20 protein-coding genes are annotated in these 21341 nt (G+C 32.3%); all 20 read left to right on the top strand.

What is annotated here, in order from left to right:
• The first annotated feature begins 3 nt into the window (after window positions 1-3).
• The 20 genes from CD034_RS04030 to CD034_RS04125 all read left to right on the top strand — a co-directional run bounded on the left by CD034_RS04030 (window position 4) and on the right by CD034_RS04125 (window position 21323).
• Window positions 4-594 carry a cell division protein SepF gene (locus CD034_RS04030; protein ID WP_002455458.1) on the top strand — a complete coding sequence of 197 codons (591 nt, stop codon included), beginning with the start codon at window positions 4-6 and terminating at the stop codon, window positions 592-594.
• A 22-nt stretch (window positions 595-616) separates the two neighbouring features.
• Window positions 617-913: a YggT family protein gene (locus CD034_RS04035; RefSeq protein WP_002448805.1), complete on the top strand. Its 297-nt coding sequence runs from the start codon at window positions 617-619 to the stop codon at window positions 911-913.
• Between the two features lie 75 nt (window positions 914-988).
• Window positions 989-1762, top strand: a complete 774-nt coding sequence (locus CD034_RS04040; protein WP_103288157.1) for a YlmH family RNA-binding protein — start codon at window positions 989-991, stop codon at window positions 1760-1762.
• 63 nt (window positions 1763-1825) lie between these two features.
• On the top strand, window positions 1826-2506 hold the full coding sequence (locus CD034_RS04045) for a DivIVA domain-containing protein (protein ID WP_103288158.1): 681 nt from the start codon (window positions 1826-1828) through the stop codon (window positions 2504-2506).
• 219 nt (window positions 2507-2725) lie between these two features.
• Window positions 2726-5476: an isoleucine--tRNA ligase gene (gene ileS / locus CD034_RS04050; protein WP_002448848.1), complete on the top strand. Its 2751-nt coding sequence runs from the start codon at window positions 2726-2728 to the stop codon at window positions 5474-5476.
• A 203-nt stretch (window positions 5477-5679) separates the two neighbouring features.
• A complete protein-coding gene (locus tag CD034_RS04055; RefSeq protein ID WP_064206887.1) occupies window positions 5680-7197 on the top strand; it encodes an NAD-dependent epimerase/dehydratase family protein in 1518 nt (505 codons plus the stop codon).
• A gap of 191 nt (window positions 7198-7388) precedes the next feature.
• Window positions 7389-8183: a VOC family protein gene (locus CD034_RS04060; RefSeq protein ID WP_002448857.1), complete on the top strand. Its 795-nt coding sequence runs from the start codon at window positions 7389-7391 to the stop codon at window positions 8181-8183.
• Window positions 8184-8187: 4 nt separating this feature from the next.
• Window positions 8188-8664 carry a CHAP domain-containing protein gene (locus tag CD034_RS04065; RefSeq protein ID WP_002455452.1) on the top strand — a complete coding sequence of 159 codons (477 nt, stop codon included), beginning with the start codon at window positions 8188-8190 and terminating at the stop codon, window positions 8662-8664.
• A gap of 84 nt (window positions 8665-8748) precedes the next feature.
• Complete coding sequence (gene lspA / locus CD034_RS04070) at window positions 8749-9225, top strand: signal peptidase II (RefSeq protein WP_002448847.1); 477 nt, start codon at window positions 8749-8751, stop codon at window positions 9223-9225.
• Window positions 9226-9236: 11 nt separating this feature from the next.
• Window positions 9237-10154, top strand: coding sequence for an RluA family pseudouridine synthase (locus CD034_RS04075; RefSeq protein WP_002448828.1), 918 nt, complete (start codon window positions 9237-9239; stop codon window positions 10152-10154).
• Between the two features lie 267 nt (window positions 10155-10421).
• Window positions 10422-10949 (top strand): bifunctional pyr operon transcriptional regulator/uracil phosphoribosyltransferase PyrR, encoded by a 528-nt coding sequence (gene pyrR / locus CD034_RS04080; protein ID WP_002448721.1) that lies wholly within the window; start codon window positions 10422-10424, stop codon window positions 10947-10949.
• A 224-nt stretch (window positions 10950-11173) separates the two neighbouring features.
• Window positions 11174-12487: a uracil-xanthine permease family protein gene (locus tag CD034_RS04085; protein ID WP_002448743.1), complete on the top strand. Its 1314-nt coding sequence runs from the start codon at window positions 11174-11176 to the stop codon at window positions 12485-12487.
• Between the two features lie 25 nt (window positions 12488-12512).
• Window positions 12513-13406, top strand: coding sequence for an aspartate carbamoyltransferase catalytic subunit (locus tag CD034_RS04090; RefSeq protein ID WP_002455450.1), 894 nt, complete (start codon window positions 12513-12515; stop codon window positions 13404-13406).
• 2 nt (window positions 13407-13408) lie between these two features.
• Window positions 13409-14683, top strand: coding sequence for a dihydroorotase (pyrC, locus tag CD034_RS04095; RefSeq protein ID WP_103288159.1), 1275 nt, complete (start codon window positions 13409-13411; stop codon window positions 14681-14683).
• Between the two features lies 1 nt (window position 14684).
• A complete protein-coding gene (locus tag CD034_RS04100) occupies window positions 14685-15791 on the top strand; it encodes a carbamoyl phosphate synthase small subunit (protein ID WP_002455448.1) in 1107 nt (368 codons plus the stop codon).
• Complete coding sequence (gene carB, locus CD034_RS04105; RefSeq protein WP_002488664.1) at window positions 15784-18957, top strand: carbamoyl-phosphate synthase large subunit; 3174 nt, start codon at window positions 15784-15786, stop codon at window positions 18955-18957. The genes CD034_RS04100 and carB overlap by 8 nt, the downstream gene beginning before the upstream one ends.
• 100 nt (window positions 18958-19057) lie before the next feature.
• Entirely contained in the window at window positions 19058-19750 is a 693-nt protein-coding gene (gene pyrF / locus CD034_RS04110) for an orotidine-5'-phosphate decarboxylase (protein WP_002448794.1), read from the top strand.
• 1 nt (window position 19751) lies between these two features.
• Entirely contained in the window at window positions 19752-20360 is a 609-nt protein-coding gene (pyrE, locus tag CD034_RS04115; RefSeq protein WP_002448722.1) for an orotate phosphoribosyltransferase, read from the top strand.
• Window positions 20361-20374: 14 nt separating this feature from the next.
• The gene (locus CD034_RS04120) at window positions 20375-20599 is read left to right on the top strand and encodes a hypothetical protein (RefSeq protein ID WP_002455445.1); all 225 of its coding nucleotides are present in this window, start codon (window positions 20375-20377) and stop codon (window positions 20597-20599) included.
• Window positions 20600-20918: 319 nt separating this feature from the next.
• On the top strand, window positions 20919-21323 hold the full coding sequence (locus tag CD034_RS04125; RefSeq protein ID WP_002448810.1) for a VOC family protein: 405 nt from the start codon (window positions 20919-20921) through the stop codon (window positions 21321-21323).
• The last annotated feature ends 18 nt before the right edge of the window (window positions 21324-21341 follow it).

Below are 21341 nucleotides of genomic sequence, written 5' to 3' on the forward strand. Positions count from 1 at the left end.
CCCGTGGCTATCAAGGATTTATTTAATAATTTTTTCCTAATGGAAGATGAAGAAGAAGTCGAAAGCCCTGCTGAAAGACAACAGCGTGTAACACAAAATGAAGAAAATCAAAATCGTAATATGCAACAGCAACCTATTGAAAGAACACAGAATAATCAAAATCACTTAAAAACTGTACCTCAAAAGAAAGTATCAAAAAATTACAATACTGAAGAAAGGAATTATCGTATGGGAAATACATCAAATAAGTCTAATTCAAAAAATGTTGTTACTATGAATCAATCAGCTGGTACAGGTTATAGTAATTACGAAAATTCAAAAATGTGCTTATTTGAACCTCGTGTATTTTCAGATACTCAAGACATTGCAGATGAACTTAAAAATCGTCGTGCGACATTAGTTAACTTACAACGTATTGATAAAGTATCAGCGAAACGTATTATTGACTTCTTAAGCGGAACAGTTTATGCCATTGGCGGAGATATACAACGTGTAGGTGCTGATATCTTCCTTTGTACACCTGATAATGTTGAGGTGGCAGGTAGTATTACCGATCACCTTGAACAGATGAATACACAACAACATTACGAATAATTTAAGGAGTAGAATATAATATATGGATGTTGGTATATTAGCTAGTATATTTAACTTTATAATATTACTAGTTCAAATTTATTATTGGGGAATGATTATTTATTTCTTTACTTCATGGGTTCCAACAATTAGAGAATCTAAATTTGGATCATTTTTAAGTAAGATATATGAACCTTTCTTAGAGCCATTTAGAAAGATTATTCCACCCATTGGTATGATTGATATTTCATCAATTGTAGCATTATTTGTACTTGTATTATTTCAATATGGATTGCAAAGTATTTTTGATATGATATTAAATTATTTAATACTAAAATAATTTTATAATAAGTTAGTAGAGCCTGTGATATGCATAATGTCTCAGGCTCTTTAACACTTAAAAGAGGAGGCGTTAATCATCGATATTTATCAGCACTTTAGAAATGAAGAACAACCACTTATTAATCAATTATTAGATAAATGTGAACAAGTTAATCAACAATATGCACCTGTATTGACTTCATTTTTAGATCCTAGAGAACAATATATATTAGAAGTCATCGTCGGTAGTTTTGAAGATATGAAAGTGAGCTATTTCAGTGGTCAATCGGCAGAAAGAAAGAGAGCAATTATTGCGCCTAGTTATTTTGAACCTACTGAAGGTGATTTTGAAGAAGTATTAATCCAAATTAATTATCCTGAGAAATTTGTGTCTATTCAACATCAACATGTACTTGGAACTTTAATGTCTTTAGGTATAGAAAGAGAACAAGTAGGAGATATACTTGTTGGTGATACGATTCAGTTTGTTTTGACAAAGCAATTGGAATCATATATTATGATGGAATTAACAAAGATTAAAGGTGCTACAGTCAAACTTGATTCTATTCCATTTAAAGATATGATACAATCAAAAGAGAATTGGAATATTCATCATAGTACAGTCAGTGCTTTAAGATTAGATGTCGTTTTAAAAGAAATGATTCGAAAATCTAGATCAATTGCTAAACAATTAATTGAAAAAAAACGGGTAAAAGTGAATCATACTTTAATCGATTCTCCCGATTTTCAACTTCAAAACAATGATTTGCTCTCTATTCAAGGATTTGGACGTGCTCGAATTGTTGATATAGGTGGCAAAACTAAAAAAGAAAAAGTTCATATAACGTATCAAACACTATTTAAGTAAATGATATTGATTGATAAATAATAAAAACACCTTTATGATGGTTCGTTTTAAGGAGGATAATAGATGGCTTTTACACCTAATGAAATAAGAAATAAGGAATTTACAAGAGTGAAAAATGGTTTGGAGCCTGCTGAAGTTAGCGACTTTTTAACTCAATTAAGTAATGAGATTGAAAGACTTAAAGAAGAAAAAAAACAACTTGAAAAAGTGCTTGAAGAGAGAGATACTAATATTAAATCTTATCAAGATGTTCATCAATCAGTAAGTGATGCGCTTATTCAAGCTCAACAAGCTGGAGAACAAACAAAAATTGCTGCCACAAAAGAATCAGAAGCAATTATCTCTAAAGCAAAAGCGAAAGCTGATGTGATTGTAAATGATGCTATTGAAAAAGCACGTCATTTATCTTTCCAAACTGAAGATATGAAACGTCAATCTAAAATATTTAGATCAAGATTTCGTATGCTTGTAGAAGCACAGCTGGATTTATTGAAAAATGATGATTGGGATTACTTATTAAATTATGATTTTGATGCAGAACAAGTGACACAAGAAAACATACAGCATTTAAATCCACAAGATGTAAATCCAAATGCGAATAGTGAAACTCCAACGAGTGAAACAACTGAGACAGTATCAAATGAGGAAAATCAGTCAATCAATTCTAATGAAACAACTAATACAAATAAGTCTACTTCTGAAAATAAGGATGTTTCAAGTAGCGAATCATCATCAAATAAATAGTTAATAAAATGTCAGACACGTAAAAAATAATAAACTTTTCACAGCGAGTTAGGACACGGTGCAAGCCTAATATAAGTCTATTTTTTATATCACTGGCAAATTAAAATTTTATAATATTAAGAAGAGAACTCTAAGTTGAGTTAAGAAGGGTGGTACCGCGGGTTTCTCGTCCCTATTAATTGAACTTAGAGTTCTTTTTATATTTAAGGAGTGGAAAATATGAATTACAAAGAAACTTTATTAATGCCTAAAACTGACTTTCCAATGCGAGGAGGTTTACCTAATAAAGAGCCAAAAATTCAAGAGCAATGGGAAGCAAATAATCATTATCAAAAAGCTTTAGAGAAAAATGAAGGAAATCAATCATTTATTTTGCATGATGGCCCACCTTATGCAAATGGTAATCTTCACATGGGACATGCATTAAATAAAATTATTAAAGATATTATTGTACGTTATAAAACGATGCAAGGATTTTACTCACCTTACGTTCCAGGATGGGACACACATGGTTTACCAATTGAACAAGCATTGACTAAAAAAGGCGTTGATCGCAAAAAAATGTCAATTGCTGAGTTTAGAGAAAAATGTAAAGAATTTGCTTTAGAACAAGTTGAACTTCAAAAACAAGATTTTAAGCGTTTAGGTGTACGTGGGGACTTTAATAATCCATATATTACTCTTAAACCTGAATATGAAGCAGCTCAAATTCGTTTGTTTGGCGAAATGGCTGATAAAGGTTTAATTTATAAAGGTAAAAAACCGGTATATTGGTCACCATCAAGTGAATCTTCACTTGCTGAAGCTGAAATTGAATATCATGATAAACGTTCAGCATCTATTTATGTAGCCTTTGATGTTAAAGATTCAAAAGGTACTATCGATGAGGATGCTCAATTTATTATCTGGACAACTACACCTTGGACATTACCTTCTAACGTAGCAATTACAGTTCATCCAGACTTGAAATATGGTCAATATAATGTAAATGGTAAGAAATATGTGATTGCTGAAGCTTTAGCTGAAAGCGTTTCTGAAGCATTAGGTTGGGATAAAGATACTATTCAATTGGAAAAAGAATTTACAGGGAAAGAGTTAGAGTATGTTGAAACACAACATCCTTTCATAGATCGAGTATCCTTAGTCATTAATGGTGGTCATGTAACAACTGATGCTGGTACTGGTTGTGTACACACTGCCCCTGGTCACGGGGAAGATGACTATGTTGTAGGTCAAAAATACGATTTACCTGTTATCAGTCCTTTGGATGATAAAGGTGTCTTCACCGAGGAAGGCGGACAATTTGAAGGTATGTTCTATGATAAAGCAAATAAAGCTGTAACAGACCTTTTAACTGATAAAGGTGCCTTATTAAAGTTAGACTTTATTACGCATAGTTATCCGCATGATTGGCGTACTAAAAAACCAGTTATTTTCCGTGCAACACCTCAATGGTTTGCTTCAATTAATAAAGTGAGACAAGATATCTTAGATGCGATTGAAGAAACTGATTTTAAAGTAGATTGGGGTAAAACACGTATTTATAATATGATTCGTGATCGTGGTGAATGGGTGATTTCTCGTCAACGTGTATGGGGTGTACCATTGCCTGTATTTTACGCTGAAAATGGCGATATTATTATGACAAAAGAAACAGTCAATCATGTAGCTGATTTATTTGAAGAATATGGCTCAAATGTTTGGTTTGAAAGAGAAGCTAAAGATTTATTACCTGAAGGATTCACACATCCTGGAAGCCCTAATGGAGAATTTACTAAAGAAACAGATATTATGGATGTTTGGTTTGACTCTGGTTCATCTCATAGAGGCGTGTTAGAAACTCGTCCAGAATTGCATTTCCCAGCCGATTTATATTTTGAAGGTAGTGACCAATATCGTGGTTGGTTTAACTCTTCAATTACTACAGCAGTTGCGACTAGAGAACAAGCGCCTTATAAATTCTTATTGTCACATGGTTTCGTAATGGATGGCGAAGGTAAAAAAATGAGTAAATCTTTAGGTAACGTTATCGTACCTAATCAAGTAGTAAAACAAAAAGGTGCAGATATTGCACGATTATGGGTAAGTAGTACAGACTACTTAGCAGATGTACGTATTTCAGATGAAATTTTAAAACAAACGTCTGATGTTTATAGAAAAATCAGAAATACTTTAAGATTTATGTTAGGTAATATTAACGACTTTAATCCTGAAACAGACAGTGTACCTGAACATGAATTATTAGAAGTAGATCGCTACTTATTGAATCGCTTACGTGAATTCACTGCTAGTACTATTAATCACTATGATAACTTTGATTACTTAAATATTTATCAAGAAGTTCAAAACTTTATCAATGTTGAATTAAGTAACTTCTATTTAGATTATGGTAAAGATATTCTGTATATTGAACAAAAAGACGCACATAAACGTCGTAGCATGCAAACAGTGTTGTATCAAATTTTAGTAGATATGACCAAATTACTCGCTCCTATTTTAGTACACACTGCCGAAGAAGTATGGTCTCATACACCACATGTTAAAGAAGAAAGTGTTCATTTAGCAGATATGCCAAAAGTTGTGGACGTTGATCAAGAGTTATTAGATAAATGGAATCAATTTATGTCATTACGTGATGATGTAAACCGTGCATTAGAAGCAGCACGTAATGAAAAAGTTATCGGTAAATCTCTTGAAGCTAAAGTAGTGATTGGAAACAATGATCACTTTAAAGCTGCAGAATTTTTACAACAATTTAATGACTTACAACAATTATTTATCGTCTCTCAAGTTGAAGTGACTGAAAAAGTAGACAATGGAAATGAATATCAACATGGTGACATTCGTATTGACCATGCTTCAGGTGAAAAATGTGAAAGATGTTGGAATTATAGTGAAGCATTAGGATCTGTTGGTGAACTTGATCATTTATGTCCACGTTGTCAAGAAGTCGTAAAAACTTTAGTTTAATTCAATAAAGATAGAACGCTTGTAACCTAATTAAGGATTACGAGCGTTTTTTTTAAAGTATATAAATATTAAATAATAATAGTTTGAAAATATAGCTGAATAGAGTTTCAAGTTTAGATGAAGAGGAACTAGGTTATAACACATAATAAGTGATGGAATATTTCTCGTATGTTTATGATAGATATAGGAAGAGGGATAAAATTATGGGCAAGATTTTACTAACTGGGGCTTCTGGATATATCGGTAGTCATTTAAAAGATAAATTAAAAGATAATCATGAGATTATCGCAATATCAAGAAATGCTCAAAATAAAAAAAATGAAAGAAATGTAACTTGGAAATCAGCGGATTTATTTGATTTAGATGCTATAACTGAGGTAATGGAAGGTATAGATACTGCGATATATCTTGTTCATTCAATGATGCCAAGTGCTAAACTTACACAAGCGAATTTCGAAGATATGGATGCACTACTAGCTGATAATTTTGGACGTGCAGCAAAAAAGCAAGGTGTTAAACATATTATATTTATGAGTGGTATTATCCCAAATGATACTCAGTTATCACCTCACTTAAAAAGTCGGTTAGAATGTGAAAAAATATTAGGATATTATGACATCCCTGTAAGCACATTACGTGCTGGTCTAATTATAGGTTCAAAAGGTAGCTCATATCCTATTTTAAAAAGAATGATAGAGCGTTTGCCAGCAATGATTCTACCGAACTGGGCTCACAATATGATTGCGCCAGTATCTATTGATGATGTTATTGATAAATTAGCTATGTTAGTTGAACGTTCTCCACAAGAAAATGAAGCATTTGATATTACAGGACCTAAGGTAATGAATTATCAAGAATTATTTGAACGTACAGCGGCTATTCTTGATAAACGTTTACCTATGTTGAATTTACCAATTATTCCTATTTGGTTAAGTCGATTTTGGGTTAGACTGATTTCGCAAGTACCTAAAGAAATGGTATACCCACTTATGGATAGTTTAGTGCATGATATGATTCCACAGCCTGAGCGTATAAAACCTGAAATATCATTAGGGAAAATGAATTATGAAGAAAGTGTAAGAAAAGCACTGAAAGAAGAACAAGATGAACAACAAACAATAACTACAAAACAGTCTAAACCTAAATCAAAGCAAGATAAGAAAAATGAAGTGAAAGATGTTAGAGCAATAACGCGTTTTAAAATTCCTGAAAGTTATTCAATGCGTGATGTAACAAGAGAATATGCAGAATTTATAAATGATATTACGCTTCATTTAATAGATGGTACCATTAATGAGCATGAATTTAATATTCAATTACCATTAATAAAGAAATTCATTTTAAAAATGACACGACATAATCATGATTCTACGAGTGAAATGATTGTATATAAAATTGTTGGTGGAGATTTAGCAATGGCTAAAGACGGCGGTAATGCGCGATTTGAATTTAGGCGTATATTAGATACTAATGAAGGTATTGTAGCATTACATGAATATGAACCAACATTACCATGGGGAGTTTATAAGTTTACTCAAGCCAATGCACATAAGTTTGTGATGGATGTGTTTAAACACCATATGAATCATTTAGCTAATGAAGAAGAAGATAAACAAGATCCTGTTAATAAAATTTTTACTAATCTTGCTATGACTACTGGTGCAATGATTGGCGCATTTGTTGGTGCAAGAATATACAATAAATTTTTAGCTAAAAAATAGTATACTTTATGTATTTAAAAGTTTTCGATGGAAGAGCCATGAAGTTCTTTCTATCGAAAGCTTTTTTTAGCCTAAATAGTTGAATATTACGCATTAAGACTGATAAAATTTTAATTATTTTATTATAGAATAATCATTAATCGTAGCTATTTTAAATTGAAAGAGAGATTTTAAAATTTAGGAGGTACCCTATGTTTCATGATAATGATGCACATTTTATTAATGGTATCACTTTAAATGTAAGAGATTTACGTACTTTACAACCGTTCTATGAAGAATTATTAGGATTTAAAAAGGTGGAAGAGACATTAACGGCTGTCAAATATCAAATTGGAGATCGTCACCATTATATTACTTTAAGAGAGATAAAATCTGGACGAAATCCTTTATCTCAAGAAGCTGGTTTATTTTATATAGGAGTTCAATTATCCAATACACACCATCTGGCAGATCTAATCGAAAAGTTAAATGACTATGAGTTACCAATTAATGGTGGAGAACAAAACGTATGTACATTTATTTTTGTCGAAGATCCAGAAGGTCATATGTTTAAGTTTTATGTTGATAAATCGATTTCTGATTGGAAACAAGAAAGTGAATGGATTAGACTCGATATTAAGCCACTCGATGTTTCTTCATTATTACCATATGCATCAACCATCGGATGGCAAGGTTTACCTAATGATAGTAAAATTGGGAATATTAGTTTAAAAACCATTCGATTAAATGAAGTAAGAGAGTATTATCTAAACTATTTTGGACTAGTACCTTCTGCATATTTAGATGATGAATCTTTTTATTTAGCTTCTGAACAATATTATTGTCATCTTTCAATGAATCAATGGAATTCAAAAATAAAGCGAATAGATAATGAACATACTTATGGTCTATCTATCGTTGACTTTCATTATCCAGAAACACATCATATCAATATTAAAGGCCCAGATGGTATCCAATTTAGATTTAATTTTATAAAGGTAGAGTGATGAAATGAAAAAATGGATTTTTTTAATGGTATTTGTATGCATGATATTTACGGGCGGTGCAATTTTTGATGGTCTAGACAATCAAGATATGACTGAACCTACAATTCATTTTTGGGAAAAAAATCCTATGAAATATAACACATACGCTAAAGGTCAATGTACTTACTATGTATTTGATCGAGTAAAAGAAGATCATCATTTAATAAGTAACCAATGGGGTGACGCTAAATATTGGGCTAATAAGGCTAAGAAACAAGGATATACAGTCAATGAAAATCCAACTAAGGGTTCTATTTTACATTATCCAAAAGGAAAACATGGACATGTTGCTTATGTAGAACAAGTCAATAATGATGGCTCTTTAATAGTCTCTGATATGAATTTCAGAAAACCTTACGAAATTACAACACGTTTTGTAGATGTTTATCAAGTCGATCAATTTAATTATATTCATCCTAAAAGTAACACAAATATGACATAGAAGATTGTAGCTTTTTTTATGCTAAGTAGTAGGCTATAATGTAGAGTGTTGTCAAAGAGTTGAGGGCTGAATGGAGGCACATGAATGAAAAAGAAATATTATATTGGTTTATCTTTAATAGTAGCCATCGTGATTTTAATTATAGACCAATTAACTAAAAAAATAATTACAGCAACAATGAACATTGGTGATTCTTATGAAGTGATTCCTCATTTTTTAAATATTACCTCACATAGAAATAATGGTGCAGCATGGGGGATTTTAAGTGGTAAAATGGGATTTTTCTATATTATTACTCTTATTATTTTAGCTGTACTTATTATATTTTATATTAAAGAAACTAAATATAATGCGTTTATGCAAGTTGCAATTAGCTTATTATTTGCAGGTGCATTAGGTAACTTTATCGATCGTTTATTCAATGGTGAAGTTGTTGATTTCATTGATACAAATATTTTTGGATATGATTTTCCAATTTTTAATATCGCAGATTCAAGCTTAACAATTGGTGTTATTTTTGTCATTATTGCATTGGTTAAGGATGCAACCAAAAAAGAATAGGAGGGCACGTAGTGGAAACGTATAAATATAAAATAGAAGATGAAGCACTCGTAGGTCAGCGTATTGATAAATTATTATCTGATTTCAATAGTGAGTGGTCTAGAAGTCAACTTCAAGATTGGATTAAAAATGATTTAGTCACTGTTAATGGTAAAATAATCAAATCAAATTATAAAGTTAAATTAAATGATGAGATTCAAGTAACTGAAAAAGAAGTGGTTGAAGCCGATATTTTACCGGAGAACCTCAATTTAGATATTTATTATGAAGATAAAGATGTAGCCATTGTTTATAAACCTAAAGGTATGGTTGTACACCCTTCACCAGGTCATTATACAGGTACATTAGTTAATGGATTAATGTATCAAATTAAAGATTTATCAGGTATCAATGGAGAGATACGTCCTGGTATTGTTCATCGTATTGATAAAGATACGTCTGGGTTACTTATGGTAGCTAAAAATGATGTAGCACATCGTGGTCTAGTAGAACAACTTATGGATAAAACAGTAAAGCGTAAGTATACAGCTTTAGTACATGGTAATATTCCTCATGATTATGGAACAATTGATGCTCCAATAGGCAGAAACAAAAAAGACCGTCAATCTATGGATGTTGTTGATGATGGAAAAGAAGCAGTGACTCATTTTAATGTATTAGAGCATTTTAATGACTATACATTGATTGAATGTCAATTAGAAACAGGGCGTACTCATCAAATTCGTGTTCATATGAAATATATTGGGTTCCCACTTGTTGGAGATCCTAAATATGGTCCTAGAAAAACATTAGATATTGGTGGACAAGCGTTACATGCTGGAGTTATTGGTTTTAAACATCCTGTCACTCATGAATATATTGAACGTCATGCTGAGTTACCTCAAGCGTTTCAATCGCTATTAGAAGATATTCGATTAAGAGAATCATAAAATTAGAGAATAAAGTCGTAAATTAAAAGAAAGCATATTGACTTATGAACTAAAAAGATTTAAGCTAATAACAGTTAAAATTAAACAAAACAGTGTCTTTTAAAAAGAGTCCAGAGAGGCTCAAAAGACAGGGTGACTAATGATATAAATATGATTAACTTCAATTGTTCGATTACTATCAGACTAATCATATAAAATATTTTTATATACATTAAACCTCATGTCTTTATAAAAGGCATGAGGTTTTTTCTTTTAAGAGGTGTAATCATGTCAGAACGTATTATTATGGACAAAGCGGCTATACAACGTACTGTTACACGTATAGCACATGAAATTCTAGAATATAATAAAGGAACTGAACAACTTGTTCTTTTAGGTGTTAAGACAAGAGGCGAATTTTTAGCACGTCGTATTCAAGAAAAAATTAAACAAATTGAACATCATGTAGTTCCAACAGGTACGATTGACATTACTCATTTTAGAGATGATATTGAAAACTCGAAAAAGCCTATCACTAAAGATGCCATTGAAATTGATCAAGATGTTACAGATAAGATAGTGATTATTATTGATGATGTACTTTATACTGGACGAACAGTTAGAGCATCTTTAGATGCAATTTTATTACATTCTCGACCTATAAAGATTGGCCTCGCTGCCCTTGTGGATCGTGGCCATCGTGAACTGCCAATTAGAGCAGACTTTGTTGGAAAGAATATACCTACTGCAAAAGATGAAGCAGTATCTGTTTATCTTGAAGAAATAGATGATAGAAATGCAGTAATAATTGAATAACTAACCTTTTAAACCAGTACGAGAGACTGAAAAAGGTGAAGTATGTAATGGTGAGCGTGTAATGTATTTATTAAATGGATAGATGATATGTCTCACTTAAATTAAATACTTTTCCTATGTCATGTTATAAAAAACTTAAAGAAGCTTTTTATAATATTTCATTAATTTATTTTAGTCTCTTTACCATAGTGTAAAGAGACTTTTTTAGAAAGGAAGAACATTTCATGGAAAATGAGCAAATGTTTGAACGTACTGTCAAACCAGTACTAGATGTAAAAGATAAACCAAAACCAGCACAATGGGCGTTTTTAAGCTTACAACATCTATTTGCAATGTTTGGGTCAACTGTCCTTGTTCCATTTTTAACAGGGTTACCTATTTCTGCTGCATTATTAGCATCGGGTATAGGAACATTACTATACATATTAATTACTAAAGCAAAAATACCTGCCTATTTAGGTTCAAGCTTTGCATTTATTACTCCAATTATTACGGGGTTAAGTACGCACAGTTTAGGAGATATGCTTGTCGCATTATTTGCTAGTGGCGTAATGTATATCATTATTGGTATTTTCATAAAATTAAGTGGTACCGGTTGGTTGATGCATCTTTTACCACCAGTTGTTGTTGGTCCAGTTATTATGGTCATTGGATTAAGTCTCGCACCAACAGCAGTAAACATGGCAATGTATGAGAATTCAGGAGATATGAAGGGTTACAATTTAAGCTATTTATTAGTCGCATTAGTAACCTTACTAGTAACTATTATTGTTCAAGGATTTTTTAAAGGTTTCCTTTCACTTATTCCTGTGTTAATAGGAATTATTGTAGGTTATATTGTGTCAATTTTTGTAGGCATTGTTAATTTCAAACCAATTGCTAAAGCCAGTTGGCTAGATTTTCCAGATATATATTTACCATTTAAAGATTATGTTCCATCGATACATATCGGACTTATTTTAGTCATGTTGCCTATAGTATTTGTAACAGTCAGTGAACATATTGGTCATCAAATGGTGATTAATAAAATTGTAGGACGTAATTTCTTTGAAAATCCTGGTTTACATCGTTCAATTATAGGTGATGGCGTTTCAACAATGTTTGCTAGTATTATTGGAGGACCGCCTAGTACAACTTATGGTGAAAATATTGGTGTGCTCGCAATTACAAAAATATATAGTATTTATGTCATTGGTGGTGCAGCAGTGATTGCAATTATCTTATCATTTATAGGTAAGTTCTCAGCATTAATTTCATCAATTCCTACACCAGTGATGGGTGGTGTATCTATCTTATTATTCGGTATTATTGCAGCAAGTGGACTTAGAATGTTGGTAGAAAGTCGTGTTGATTTTGCTAGTAATCGTAATTTAGTTATTGCGTCAGTAGTACTAGTAGTCGGTATTGGAAATTTACTTATCAATTTAAAAAGTCTTGGTGTGAACCTACAAATTGAAGGCATGGCTTTAGCAGCATTATCAGGAATCATATTAAATCTTATTTTGCCAAAAGAAAAAGAAGAATCAGACATTAAATAAAAGAGGATCTTTTAGGAGGCACGTCATGGAACATTTATTTTCAATGGAATATTTAACAAACGATGATATTTTTAATCTTATTCAAACAGCGAGTCGTTTTAAATCAGGAAAAGAAACTGTCCCTCAGTATGAAGGGAAATATGTATCTAACTTATTCTTTGAAAATTCAACACGCACAAAATGCAGTTTTGAAGTAGCTGAACTTAATCTTGGATTGAAACAAGTTAACTTTGAAACAAGTACTTCTTCAGTACAAAAAGGGGAATCGCTTTATGACACTTGTAAAACGTTAGAGAGTATTGGCGTCAATTTATTAGTTATTAGACATCCTCAAAATGCATATTACGAAGAACTAGAAAATTTAAATATTCCGATTGCAAATGCTGGAGATGGTAGTGGTCAGCATCCTACTCAAAGCTTATTGGATATAATGACGATTTATGAAGAATATGAAACATTTGAAGGATTAAATATTTTAATATGTGGAGATATTAAAAATTCTCGTGTAGCGAGAAGTAATTATACAAGTTTAACTTCGCTTGGTGCTAAGGTGATGTTCTCAAGTCCAAATGAATGGGTAGATGAAACATTAGATGCTCCTTATGTAAATATTGATGATGTGATTAATAAAGTTGATATTATTATGCTTTTAAGAGTTCAACATGAAAGACATGGTATTACTGATGAAGCAAACTTTAAAGCTGATCATTATCATGAACAATATGGGTTAACTAAAGAAAGGTATCGTCGTTTAAAAGAGGATGCGATAGTGATGCATCCTGCTCCAGTAAATCGTGGCGTAGAAATCGATAGTGAACTAGTTGAAGCACCTAAGTCAAGAATCTTTAAACAAATGGAAAATGGAATGTATTTAAGAATGGCTGTAATAGATAAACTTTTATCAAGAAAAGGAGAATAATTATGAAACTTATAAAAAATGCTAAAATTTTAGACAATGGTGAACTTAAATCAACGTCAATTTTAATTGATGGACAATATATCAAGGAAATGAATGAAAATATTAATATTGATGAAGGTACTGAAGTCATTGATGCAAATGGTCAATTTGTAGCACCAGGTCTAGTAGATGTGCATGTACATTTAAGAGAACCAGGTGGGGAACATAAGGAAACAATTGAAACTGGAACAAAATCAGCTGCACGTGGAGGATTTACAACAGTATGTCCAATGCCTAATACACGTCCTGTACCTGATACAGTAGAACACATGGATCAGTTGCAATCATTAATTAAAGAAAATGCACAAGTCCGTGTCTTGCCTTATGCATCAATTACCATTCGTCAAGCTGGTAAAGAGCATGTTGATTTTGAAGCACTTGCAAAAGAGGGTGCATTTGCATTTACAGATGATGGTGTGGGTGTTCAGGAATCAGCAATGATGTATGAAGCGATGCAACAAGCAGCAAAATTAAATAAAGCAGTTGTTGCTCATTGTGAAGATAATAGCTTAATTTATGGTGGTGCAATGCATCAAGGTAAACGTAGTGAAGAATTAGGTATTCCTGGCATTCCAAATATTTGTGAATCTGTACAAATTGCACGAGACGTTTTATTAGCAGAAGCAGCTAATTGTCACTATCACGTGTGCCACGTTTCAACAAAAGAAAGTGTAAGAGCAATTCGTGATGCTAAAGCAGCAGGCATTCATGTTACAGCTGAAGTGACACCACATCATCTGTTATTAACTGAAGATGATGTTCCAGGCGATAATGCCATTTTTAAAATGAATCCACCATTAAGAAGTAAAGAAGATAGAGATGCATTATTAGAAGGATTACTAGATGGTACCATTGATTGTATTGCTACAGATCACGCGCCTCATGCCAAAGAAGAAAAAGCTCAGCCAATGACAAAAGCACCATTTGGTATTGTAGGAAGTGAAACGGCCTTCCCATTATTATATACTCATTTTGTTAAACAAGGAGACTGGTCATTACAACAACTTGTTGATTACTTAACAATTAAGCCAGCACAAATATTTGATTTACCTTATGGAAAATTAGAAGAAGGCAGCTATGCAGATTTAACAATTATCAATTTAGATGAAGAAAGAGAAATTCGTGGTGAAGATTTCTTATCTAAAGCAGATAATACACCATTTATAGGATATAAAGTATATGGTAACCCTGTTTTAACAATGGTTGAGGGTGAAGTTAAATTTAAGGAGGACAAGTAAAATGTTTGAACGTAGATATCTCGTATTTGAAGATGGTTCATATTATGAAGGATATAAATTAGGGTCAGATCAATTATCAATCGGTGAAATTGTATTTAATACAGCGATGACTGGATATCAAGAAACGATTTCTGATCCATCATATACTGGTCAAATTGTTACATTTACTTATCCTTTAATTGGAAATTATGGTATTAATAGAGACGATTTTGAATCACTTACACCTACATTAAATGGGGTAGTAGTTAAGGAAGCAAGTACGCATCCAAGTAATTTTAGAAAACAAAAAACATTACATGAAGTGCTTGTTCAATATCATATTCCTGGTATTTCAGGGGTAGATACGCGTAGTATTACTAGAAAAATTAGAAAATATGGTGTATTAAAAGCAGGATTTACCGACAATAAAGAGGAAATTGAATCGCTTGCAGCTAACTTAAAAACTGCAGAGTTACCTCGTGATGAGGTGACTACTGTGTCAACAAAAACACCGTATGTATCAACAGGCTCAGATTTAAGCGTCGTGTTATTAGACTTTGGTAAAAAGCAAAATATTGTTAGAGAGCTTAATTCAAGAGGATGTAATGTTACTGTAGTACCTTATGATACTTCAGCAGAGGAAATATTAGCAATGTCACCAGATGGTGTCATGCTTTCAAATGGACCTGGAGATCCAGAAGAAGTTGATGTTGCTTTAGATATGATTAAAGGTGTTTTAGGAAATATACCATTCTTTGGTATTTGTCTTGGTCATCAGTTATTTGCATTATCTCAAGGCGCCAAAGCATTTAAGATGAAGTTCGGACATCGTGGTGCGAATCATCCTGTAAAAGATTTACGCACAGGTAAAGTAGATATCACAAGTCAAAATCACGGTTATGCTATTGATAAAGATTCTTTAAAAAATACAGATTTAGAAGTGACACATATTGCTTTAAATGATGGTACGGTTGAAGGATTAAGACATAAAACATTACCAGCCTTTTCAGTGCAATATCATCCAGAGGCAAGACCAGGCCCAAGTGACTCAAATTACTTATTTGATGAGTTCTTAGATATGATGAGAGATTTTAAAGATAATAAAAAGGAGAGTAAAACGAATGCCTAAACGTGACGATATTAAAACGATTTTAGTAATTGGTTCAGGTCCTATTATTATTGGACAAGCTGCAGAATTTGACTATGCTGGAACACAAGCGTGTCTTGCTTTAAAAGAAGAAGGATACCGTGTTATTTTAGTGAACTCAAATCCTGCAACCATTATGACTGATAAAGAAATTGCAGATAAAGTATATATTGAACCTTTAACTCATGACTTTATTGCACGTATCATTCGTAAAGAACAACCTGATGCATTATTACCTACATTAGGTGGACAAACAGGTTTGAATATGGCAATACAATTACATGATAGCGGTGTATTAAAAGCAAATAATGTAGAGTTATTAGGTACAAAATTAGAATCTATACAACAAGCAGAAGATAGAGAATTATTCCGATCATTGATGAATGATTTAGATGTTCCAGTACCTGAAAGTGATATAGTAAATACTGTGGAACAAGCATTTGCATTCAAAGAACAAGTGGGATATCCATTAATTGTACGCCCTGCCTTTACAATGGGAGGTACTGGTGGTGGTATCTGTCATAATGATGAAGAATTAAAAGAAGTTGTAAGTAATGGATTACATTATAGTCCAGCGACTCAATGTTTAATTGAAAAATCAATAGCAGGATATAAAGAAATTGAATATGAAGTTATGCGTGATAAAAATGACAATGCCATTGTAGTATGTAATATGGAAAATATTGACCCAGTAGGTATCCATACTGGAGATTCAGTGGTTGTAGCTCCTAGTCAGACACTATCAGATGTTGAATACCAAATGTTACGTGATGTATCGCTTAAAGTGATTCGTGCTTTAGGTATTGAAGGTGGTTGTAATGTACAGCTGGCTTTAGATCCATATTCCTTAAATTATTACATCATTGAAGTTAATCCACGTGTGTCTCGTTCATCTGCACTAGCATCAAAAGCAACAGGCTATCCAATTGCTAAATTGGCGGCTAAAATTGCGGTTGGTTTAACATTAGATGAGATGCTAAATCCTATAACTGGAACATCTTATGCTGCTTTTGAACCAACACTTGATTATGTCATTTCAAAAATTCCACGTTTTCCATTTGATAAATTCGAAAAAGGGGAACGTGAATTAGGAACGCAAATGAAGGCTACTGGTGAAGTGATGGCTATTGGTCGTACATATGAAGAATCATTATTAAAAGCGATTCGTTCATTAGAATATGGTGTTCATCATCTTGGTTTACCAAATGGTGAAAATTATGACTTAGATTACATTAAAGAACGTATCAGTCATCAAGATGATGAGCGTTTATTCTTTATTGGTGAAGCGATTCGACGTGGCACATCATTACAAGAAATTCATGACATGACTAAAATTGATTATTTCTTCTTAAATAAATTCCTTAATATTATTCATATTGAACATGAACTTAAAGCGCATCCAGGAGACTTAGAATATCTTAAATATGCAAAAGATTATGGTTTCAGTGATAAAGTGATTGCTCATCGCTTTGATATGACAGAAGAAGAAGTATATCAATTACGTCAAGATAATGATATTAAACCTGTATATAAAATGGTAGATACGTGTGCAGCAGAATTTGAATCATCTACACCATATTATTACGGAACATATGAAACAGAAAATGAATCTGTAGTTACAGATAAAGAGAAAATTTTAGTATTAGGTTCTGGACCAATACGTATCGGACAAGGTGTAGAGTTTGATTATGCGACAGTACATGCCGTTTGGGCAATTCAAAATGCCGGATATGAAGCGATTATTGTTAATAATAATCCAGAGACAGTATCAACAGACTTTTCAATTTCAGATAAATTATATTTTGAACCGCTAACTGAAGAAGATGTAATGAATATTATTAATTTAGAGCAACCTAAAGGTGTAGTAGTTCAATTTGGCGGTCAAACAGCAATCAATTTAGCTGATAAATTAGCTAAACATGGTGTGAAAATCTTAGGAACATCACTAGAAGATTTAAATCGTGCAGAAGATAGAAAAGAATTTGAAGCACTTTTAAGAAAAATTGATGTTCCACAACCTAAAGGTAAAACAGCAACTTCTCCTAAAGAAGCATTAGAAAATGCACGTGAAATTGGTTATCCAGTAGTTGTAAGACCTTCTTATGTATTAGGTGGTCGTGCCATGGAGATTGTAAATAGTGATGCAGAATTAGAAAATTATATGGAGCAAGCTGTTAAAGCAAGTCCAGAACATCCAGTATTAGTGGATAGATATTTAACAGGTAAAGAAATAGAAGTCGATGCAATTTCTGATGGTGAAACAGTTATTATTCCTGGTATTATGGAGCATATTGAACGTGCAGGTGTTCATAGCGGTGATTCAATTGCAGTGTATCCACCACAAACATTGAGCGATGAAGAAATAAAAACACTCGAAGATTATACAATTAAATTAGCTAAAGGATTAAACATTGTAGGACTCATCAATATTCAATTCGTTATTGCACATGATGGTGTGTATGTATTAGAAGTTAACCCACGTGCAAGTCGTACAGTGCCTTTCTTAAGTAAAATTACTGATATTCAAATGGCACAACTTGCCATGCAAGCGATAATGGGCACAAAGCTTAAAGATTTAGGCTATCAACAAGGTATTCAACCATATTCAGAGGGTGTGTTTGTTAAAGCACCGGTATTTAGTTTTAATAAATTAAAAAATGTTGACATTACACTTGGACCTGAAATGAAATCTACCGGTGAAGTGATGGGTAAAGATTTAACACTTGAAAAAGCTTTATATAAAGGTTTAACAGGTAGTGGGGTAGAAGTAAAAGATCATGGTACAGTATTAATGACAGTAAGCGATAAAGATAAAGAAGAAATCGTTGATATTGCTCACCGTTTAAATGAAGTAGGTTATAAAATCTTAGCTACACAAGGTACTGCACAAAAATTAGAAGCGCACAATATCCCTGTTGAAGTTGTGGGTAAAATCGGTGGAGAAGATGATTTATTAACACGTATTCAAAATGGGGATGTACAAATTGTTATTAACACAATGACAAAAGGTAAAGAAGTTGAAAGAGATGGCTTCCAAATTCGACGTACTACTGTAGAAAACGGAGTGCCATGTTTAACTTCATTAGATACTGCAAGTGCATTAACAAATGTCATTGAAAGTATGACATTTTCAATGAGAAATATGTAATGCCATAATTATAAGCGACTTATGTGTTAACTTGCTTTATGTTTAAGCACAAGTCGCTTCTTTTTAAAATAAAAGTGAGTTATTTAAAGGAGTTTAATGAATGAGAGATTTACCAATTATAGCTTTAGATTTTGATTCTGAGAATCATGTTCTTGATTTTTTAGATCAATTTGATGAACCACTTTTTGTAAAAGTAGGAATGGAATTATATTATCAAACTGGACCAGCTTTAATTAAGAAAATAAAAGAACGTGGACATGATATATTTTTAGACCTTAAGTTACACGATATTCCTAATACAGTTCAAAAAGCTATGGAGGGTTTAGGTAAGTTAAATGTTGATTTAGTTAACGTGCATGCTGCTGGTGGAACTGAAATGATGAAACATGCTGTAAAAGGGTTACGTAAATATAATGAAACTACTAAAATAATAGCAGTGACTCAATTAACATCAACGACTGAAGAAATGCTTCATCAAGAACAAAATATCCAAACGTCTATTGAAGAAGCAGTGTTGAATTATGCAAAATTAGCGCAAGAGTCAGGATTAGATGGCGTAGTATGTTCGCCATTAGAAGCTAAATTACTGACAAAGTCCCTGGGTTCTGAATTTTTAAAAGTGACGCCTGGTATCAGACCTAAAGGTGCAGCGGTGAATGATCAAAAACGTATTACAACTCCAGAAGACGCGAAACAATTAGGTTCAACACACATTGTAGTGGGTCGTCCAATAACTCAAAGTGAGCATCCACAAGAGAGTTATACAAAAATAAAGGAAAGTTGGTTAGGTTAATATGTCAAAACACATAGCAAAATCATTATTAGATATTGAAGCAGTAAGTTTATCACCCAATGACTTATTCACATGGAGTTCAGGCATAAAATCACCTATCTATTGTGATAATCGTATTACATTAGGTTACCCTAAAGTACGTCAAGACATTCGTGATGGATTAAGTGAACTTATTACAGAACATTTTGGTAATGTAGAGGTTATTTCAGGAACAGCCACTGCTGGTATTCCACATGCTGCTTATATTTCTGAAAAACTAAACTTACCAATGAACTATGTACGATCTAAAAGTAAAAGTCATGGTAAACAAAATCAAATTGAAGGCGCACAAAGTAAAAATAAAAAAGTCGTTGTCGTTGAAGATTTAATTTCAACAGGGGGGTCATCAATTACTGCAGTGGAAGCTTTAAAAGAAGCAGGGGCTGAAGTCGTAGGTGTAGTTGCAATCTTTACTTATGGTCTAGCTAAAGCAGACGACATGTTCAAACAAGCGAATCTACCATTCTATACGCTAAGTAATTATAATGAACTTATTGAAGTAGCTAAAGAAGAAGGCAAAATTTCAGAAAATGATATTCAAACATTAGTGGATTGGCGCGATAATCTCTAAGTATCGCTTAAAGGGTGATAAAGTTGGCTAAAGACAAAGATAATAATGCATTTTATAATCATTTAAAACATGTGAATCAATTTTTATACAGTGAAAAAGAATTTAAACAAACAGCACATGTATTAACTATTAAAGAAAGTATTAAACATATGCATCACGCACAAATGGAATCTTTTGAGCATACAAGTGACTTCTTTAAAAAAGCCAAAGCACGTTTACGTCAAAAAGATAAAATCTAAATATAGAAAAAAGATACATATAAATAATGAATCAACATGTTTATATGTATCTTTTTATATCAATCTATAATTAACTTAACGTATAAAGATTTTAATTAACACCCATCCGATTAATAAAACGATGACCATTGCTAATAGTGGTAGAATATAATGCATCATATTAAGTGCCTCCTATTATACTTTTATTTAATTTTAACTGTTTATGGAAAGTTTTCAAAATTAAAGCTACTTTTAATTCAAAGTTCTTAATAGCTAACTTTTTATTATTTTTAAAAATAGTTTAAAATAGACATTAATTATAAATTATAGGAGGATTACAATGGAAATACCTAAAGTGACACCATTTTTAATGTTTAATAATCAGGCTGAAGAAGCAGTCAATTTATATACGAGCTTATTTAAAAACAGTGAGATTTTAACAATGGTAAAATACGGAGAAGACGGTCCTGGAGAACCTGGGACAGTTCAACATTCTATTTTCACATTAAATGGTCAAGTCTTCATGGCGATAGATGCCGATAATGGTGAAGAATTACCAATGAATCCTTCCATCTCTTTATATGTCACTGTTGAAGATGTTATGGAAATGGAACGTTTATTTAATGGTCTAAAAAAAGAAGGCGCTATACTTATGCCTAAAACTCCTATGCCACCATTTCGTGAGTTTGCATGGGTGCAAGATAAATTTGGAGTAAGTTTCCAACTTGCATTACCAGAAAAATAGACGCTATGATATATAAAA

Source organism: Staphylococcus hominis subsp. hominis, assembly GCF_002901845.1.
GTDB lineage: Bacteria > Bacillota > Bacilli > Staphylococcales > Staphylococcaceae > Staphylococcus > Staphylococcus hominis.

Coding starts and splice junctions, on each gene's coding strand:
- CD034_RS04035 (WP_002448805.1), top strand. CDS start 617: ATGGATGTTGGTATATTAGCTAGTATATTTAACTTTATAATATTACTA.
- CD034_RS04045 (WP_103288158.1), top strand. CDS start 1,826: ATGGCTTTTACACCTAATGAAATAAGAAATAAGGAATTTACAAGAGTG.
- ileS (WP_002448848.1), top strand. CDS start 2,726: ATGAATTACAAAGAAACTTTATTAATGCCTAAAACTGACTTTCCAATG.
- CD034_RS04055 (WP_064206887.1), top strand. CDS start 5,680: ATGGGCAAGATTTTACTAACTGGGGCTTCTGGATATATCGGTAGTCAT.
- CD034_RS04060 (WP_002448857.1), top strand. CDS start 7,389: ATGTTTCATGATAATGATGCACATTTTATTAATGGTATCACTTTAAAT.
- CD034_RS04065 (WP_002455452.1), top strand. CDS start 8,188: ATGAAAAAATGGATTTTTTTAATGGTATTTGTATGCATGATATTTACG.
- lspA (WP_002448847.1), top strand. CDS start 8,749: ATGAAAAAGAAATATTATATTGGTTTATCTTTAATAGTAGCCATCGTG.
- pyrR (WP_002448721.1), top strand. CDS start 10,422: ATGTCAGAACGTATTATTATGGACAAAGCGGCTATACAACGTACTGTT.
- CD034_RS04085 (WP_002448743.1), top strand. CDS start 11,174: ATGGAAAATGAGCAAATGTTTGAACGTACTGTCAAACCAGTACTAGAT.
- CD034_RS04090 (WP_002455450.1), top strand. CDS start 12,513: ATGGAACATTTATTTTCAATGGAATATTTAACAAACGATGATATTTTT.
- pyrC (WP_103288159.1), top strand. CDS start 13,409: ATGAAACTTATAAAAAATGCTAAAATTTTAGACAATGGTGAACTTAAA.
- CD034_RS04100 (WP_002455448.1), top strand. CDS start 14,685: ATGTTTGAACGTAGATATCTCGTATTTGAAGATGGTTCATATTATGAA.
- carB (WP_002488664.1), top strand. CDS start 15,784: ATGCCTAAACGTGACGATATTAAAACGATTTTAGTAATTGGTTCAGGT.
- pyrF (WP_002448794.1), top strand. CDS start 19,058: ATGAGAGATTTACCAATTATAGCTTTAGATTTTGATTCTGAGAATCAT.
- pyrE (WP_002448722.1), top strand. CDS start 19,752: ATGTCAAAACACATAGCAAAATCATTATTAGATATTGAAGCAGTAAGT.
- CD034_RS04125 (WP_002448810.1), top strand. CDS start 20,919: ATGGAAATACCTAAAGTGACACCATTTTTAATGTTTAATAATCAGGCT.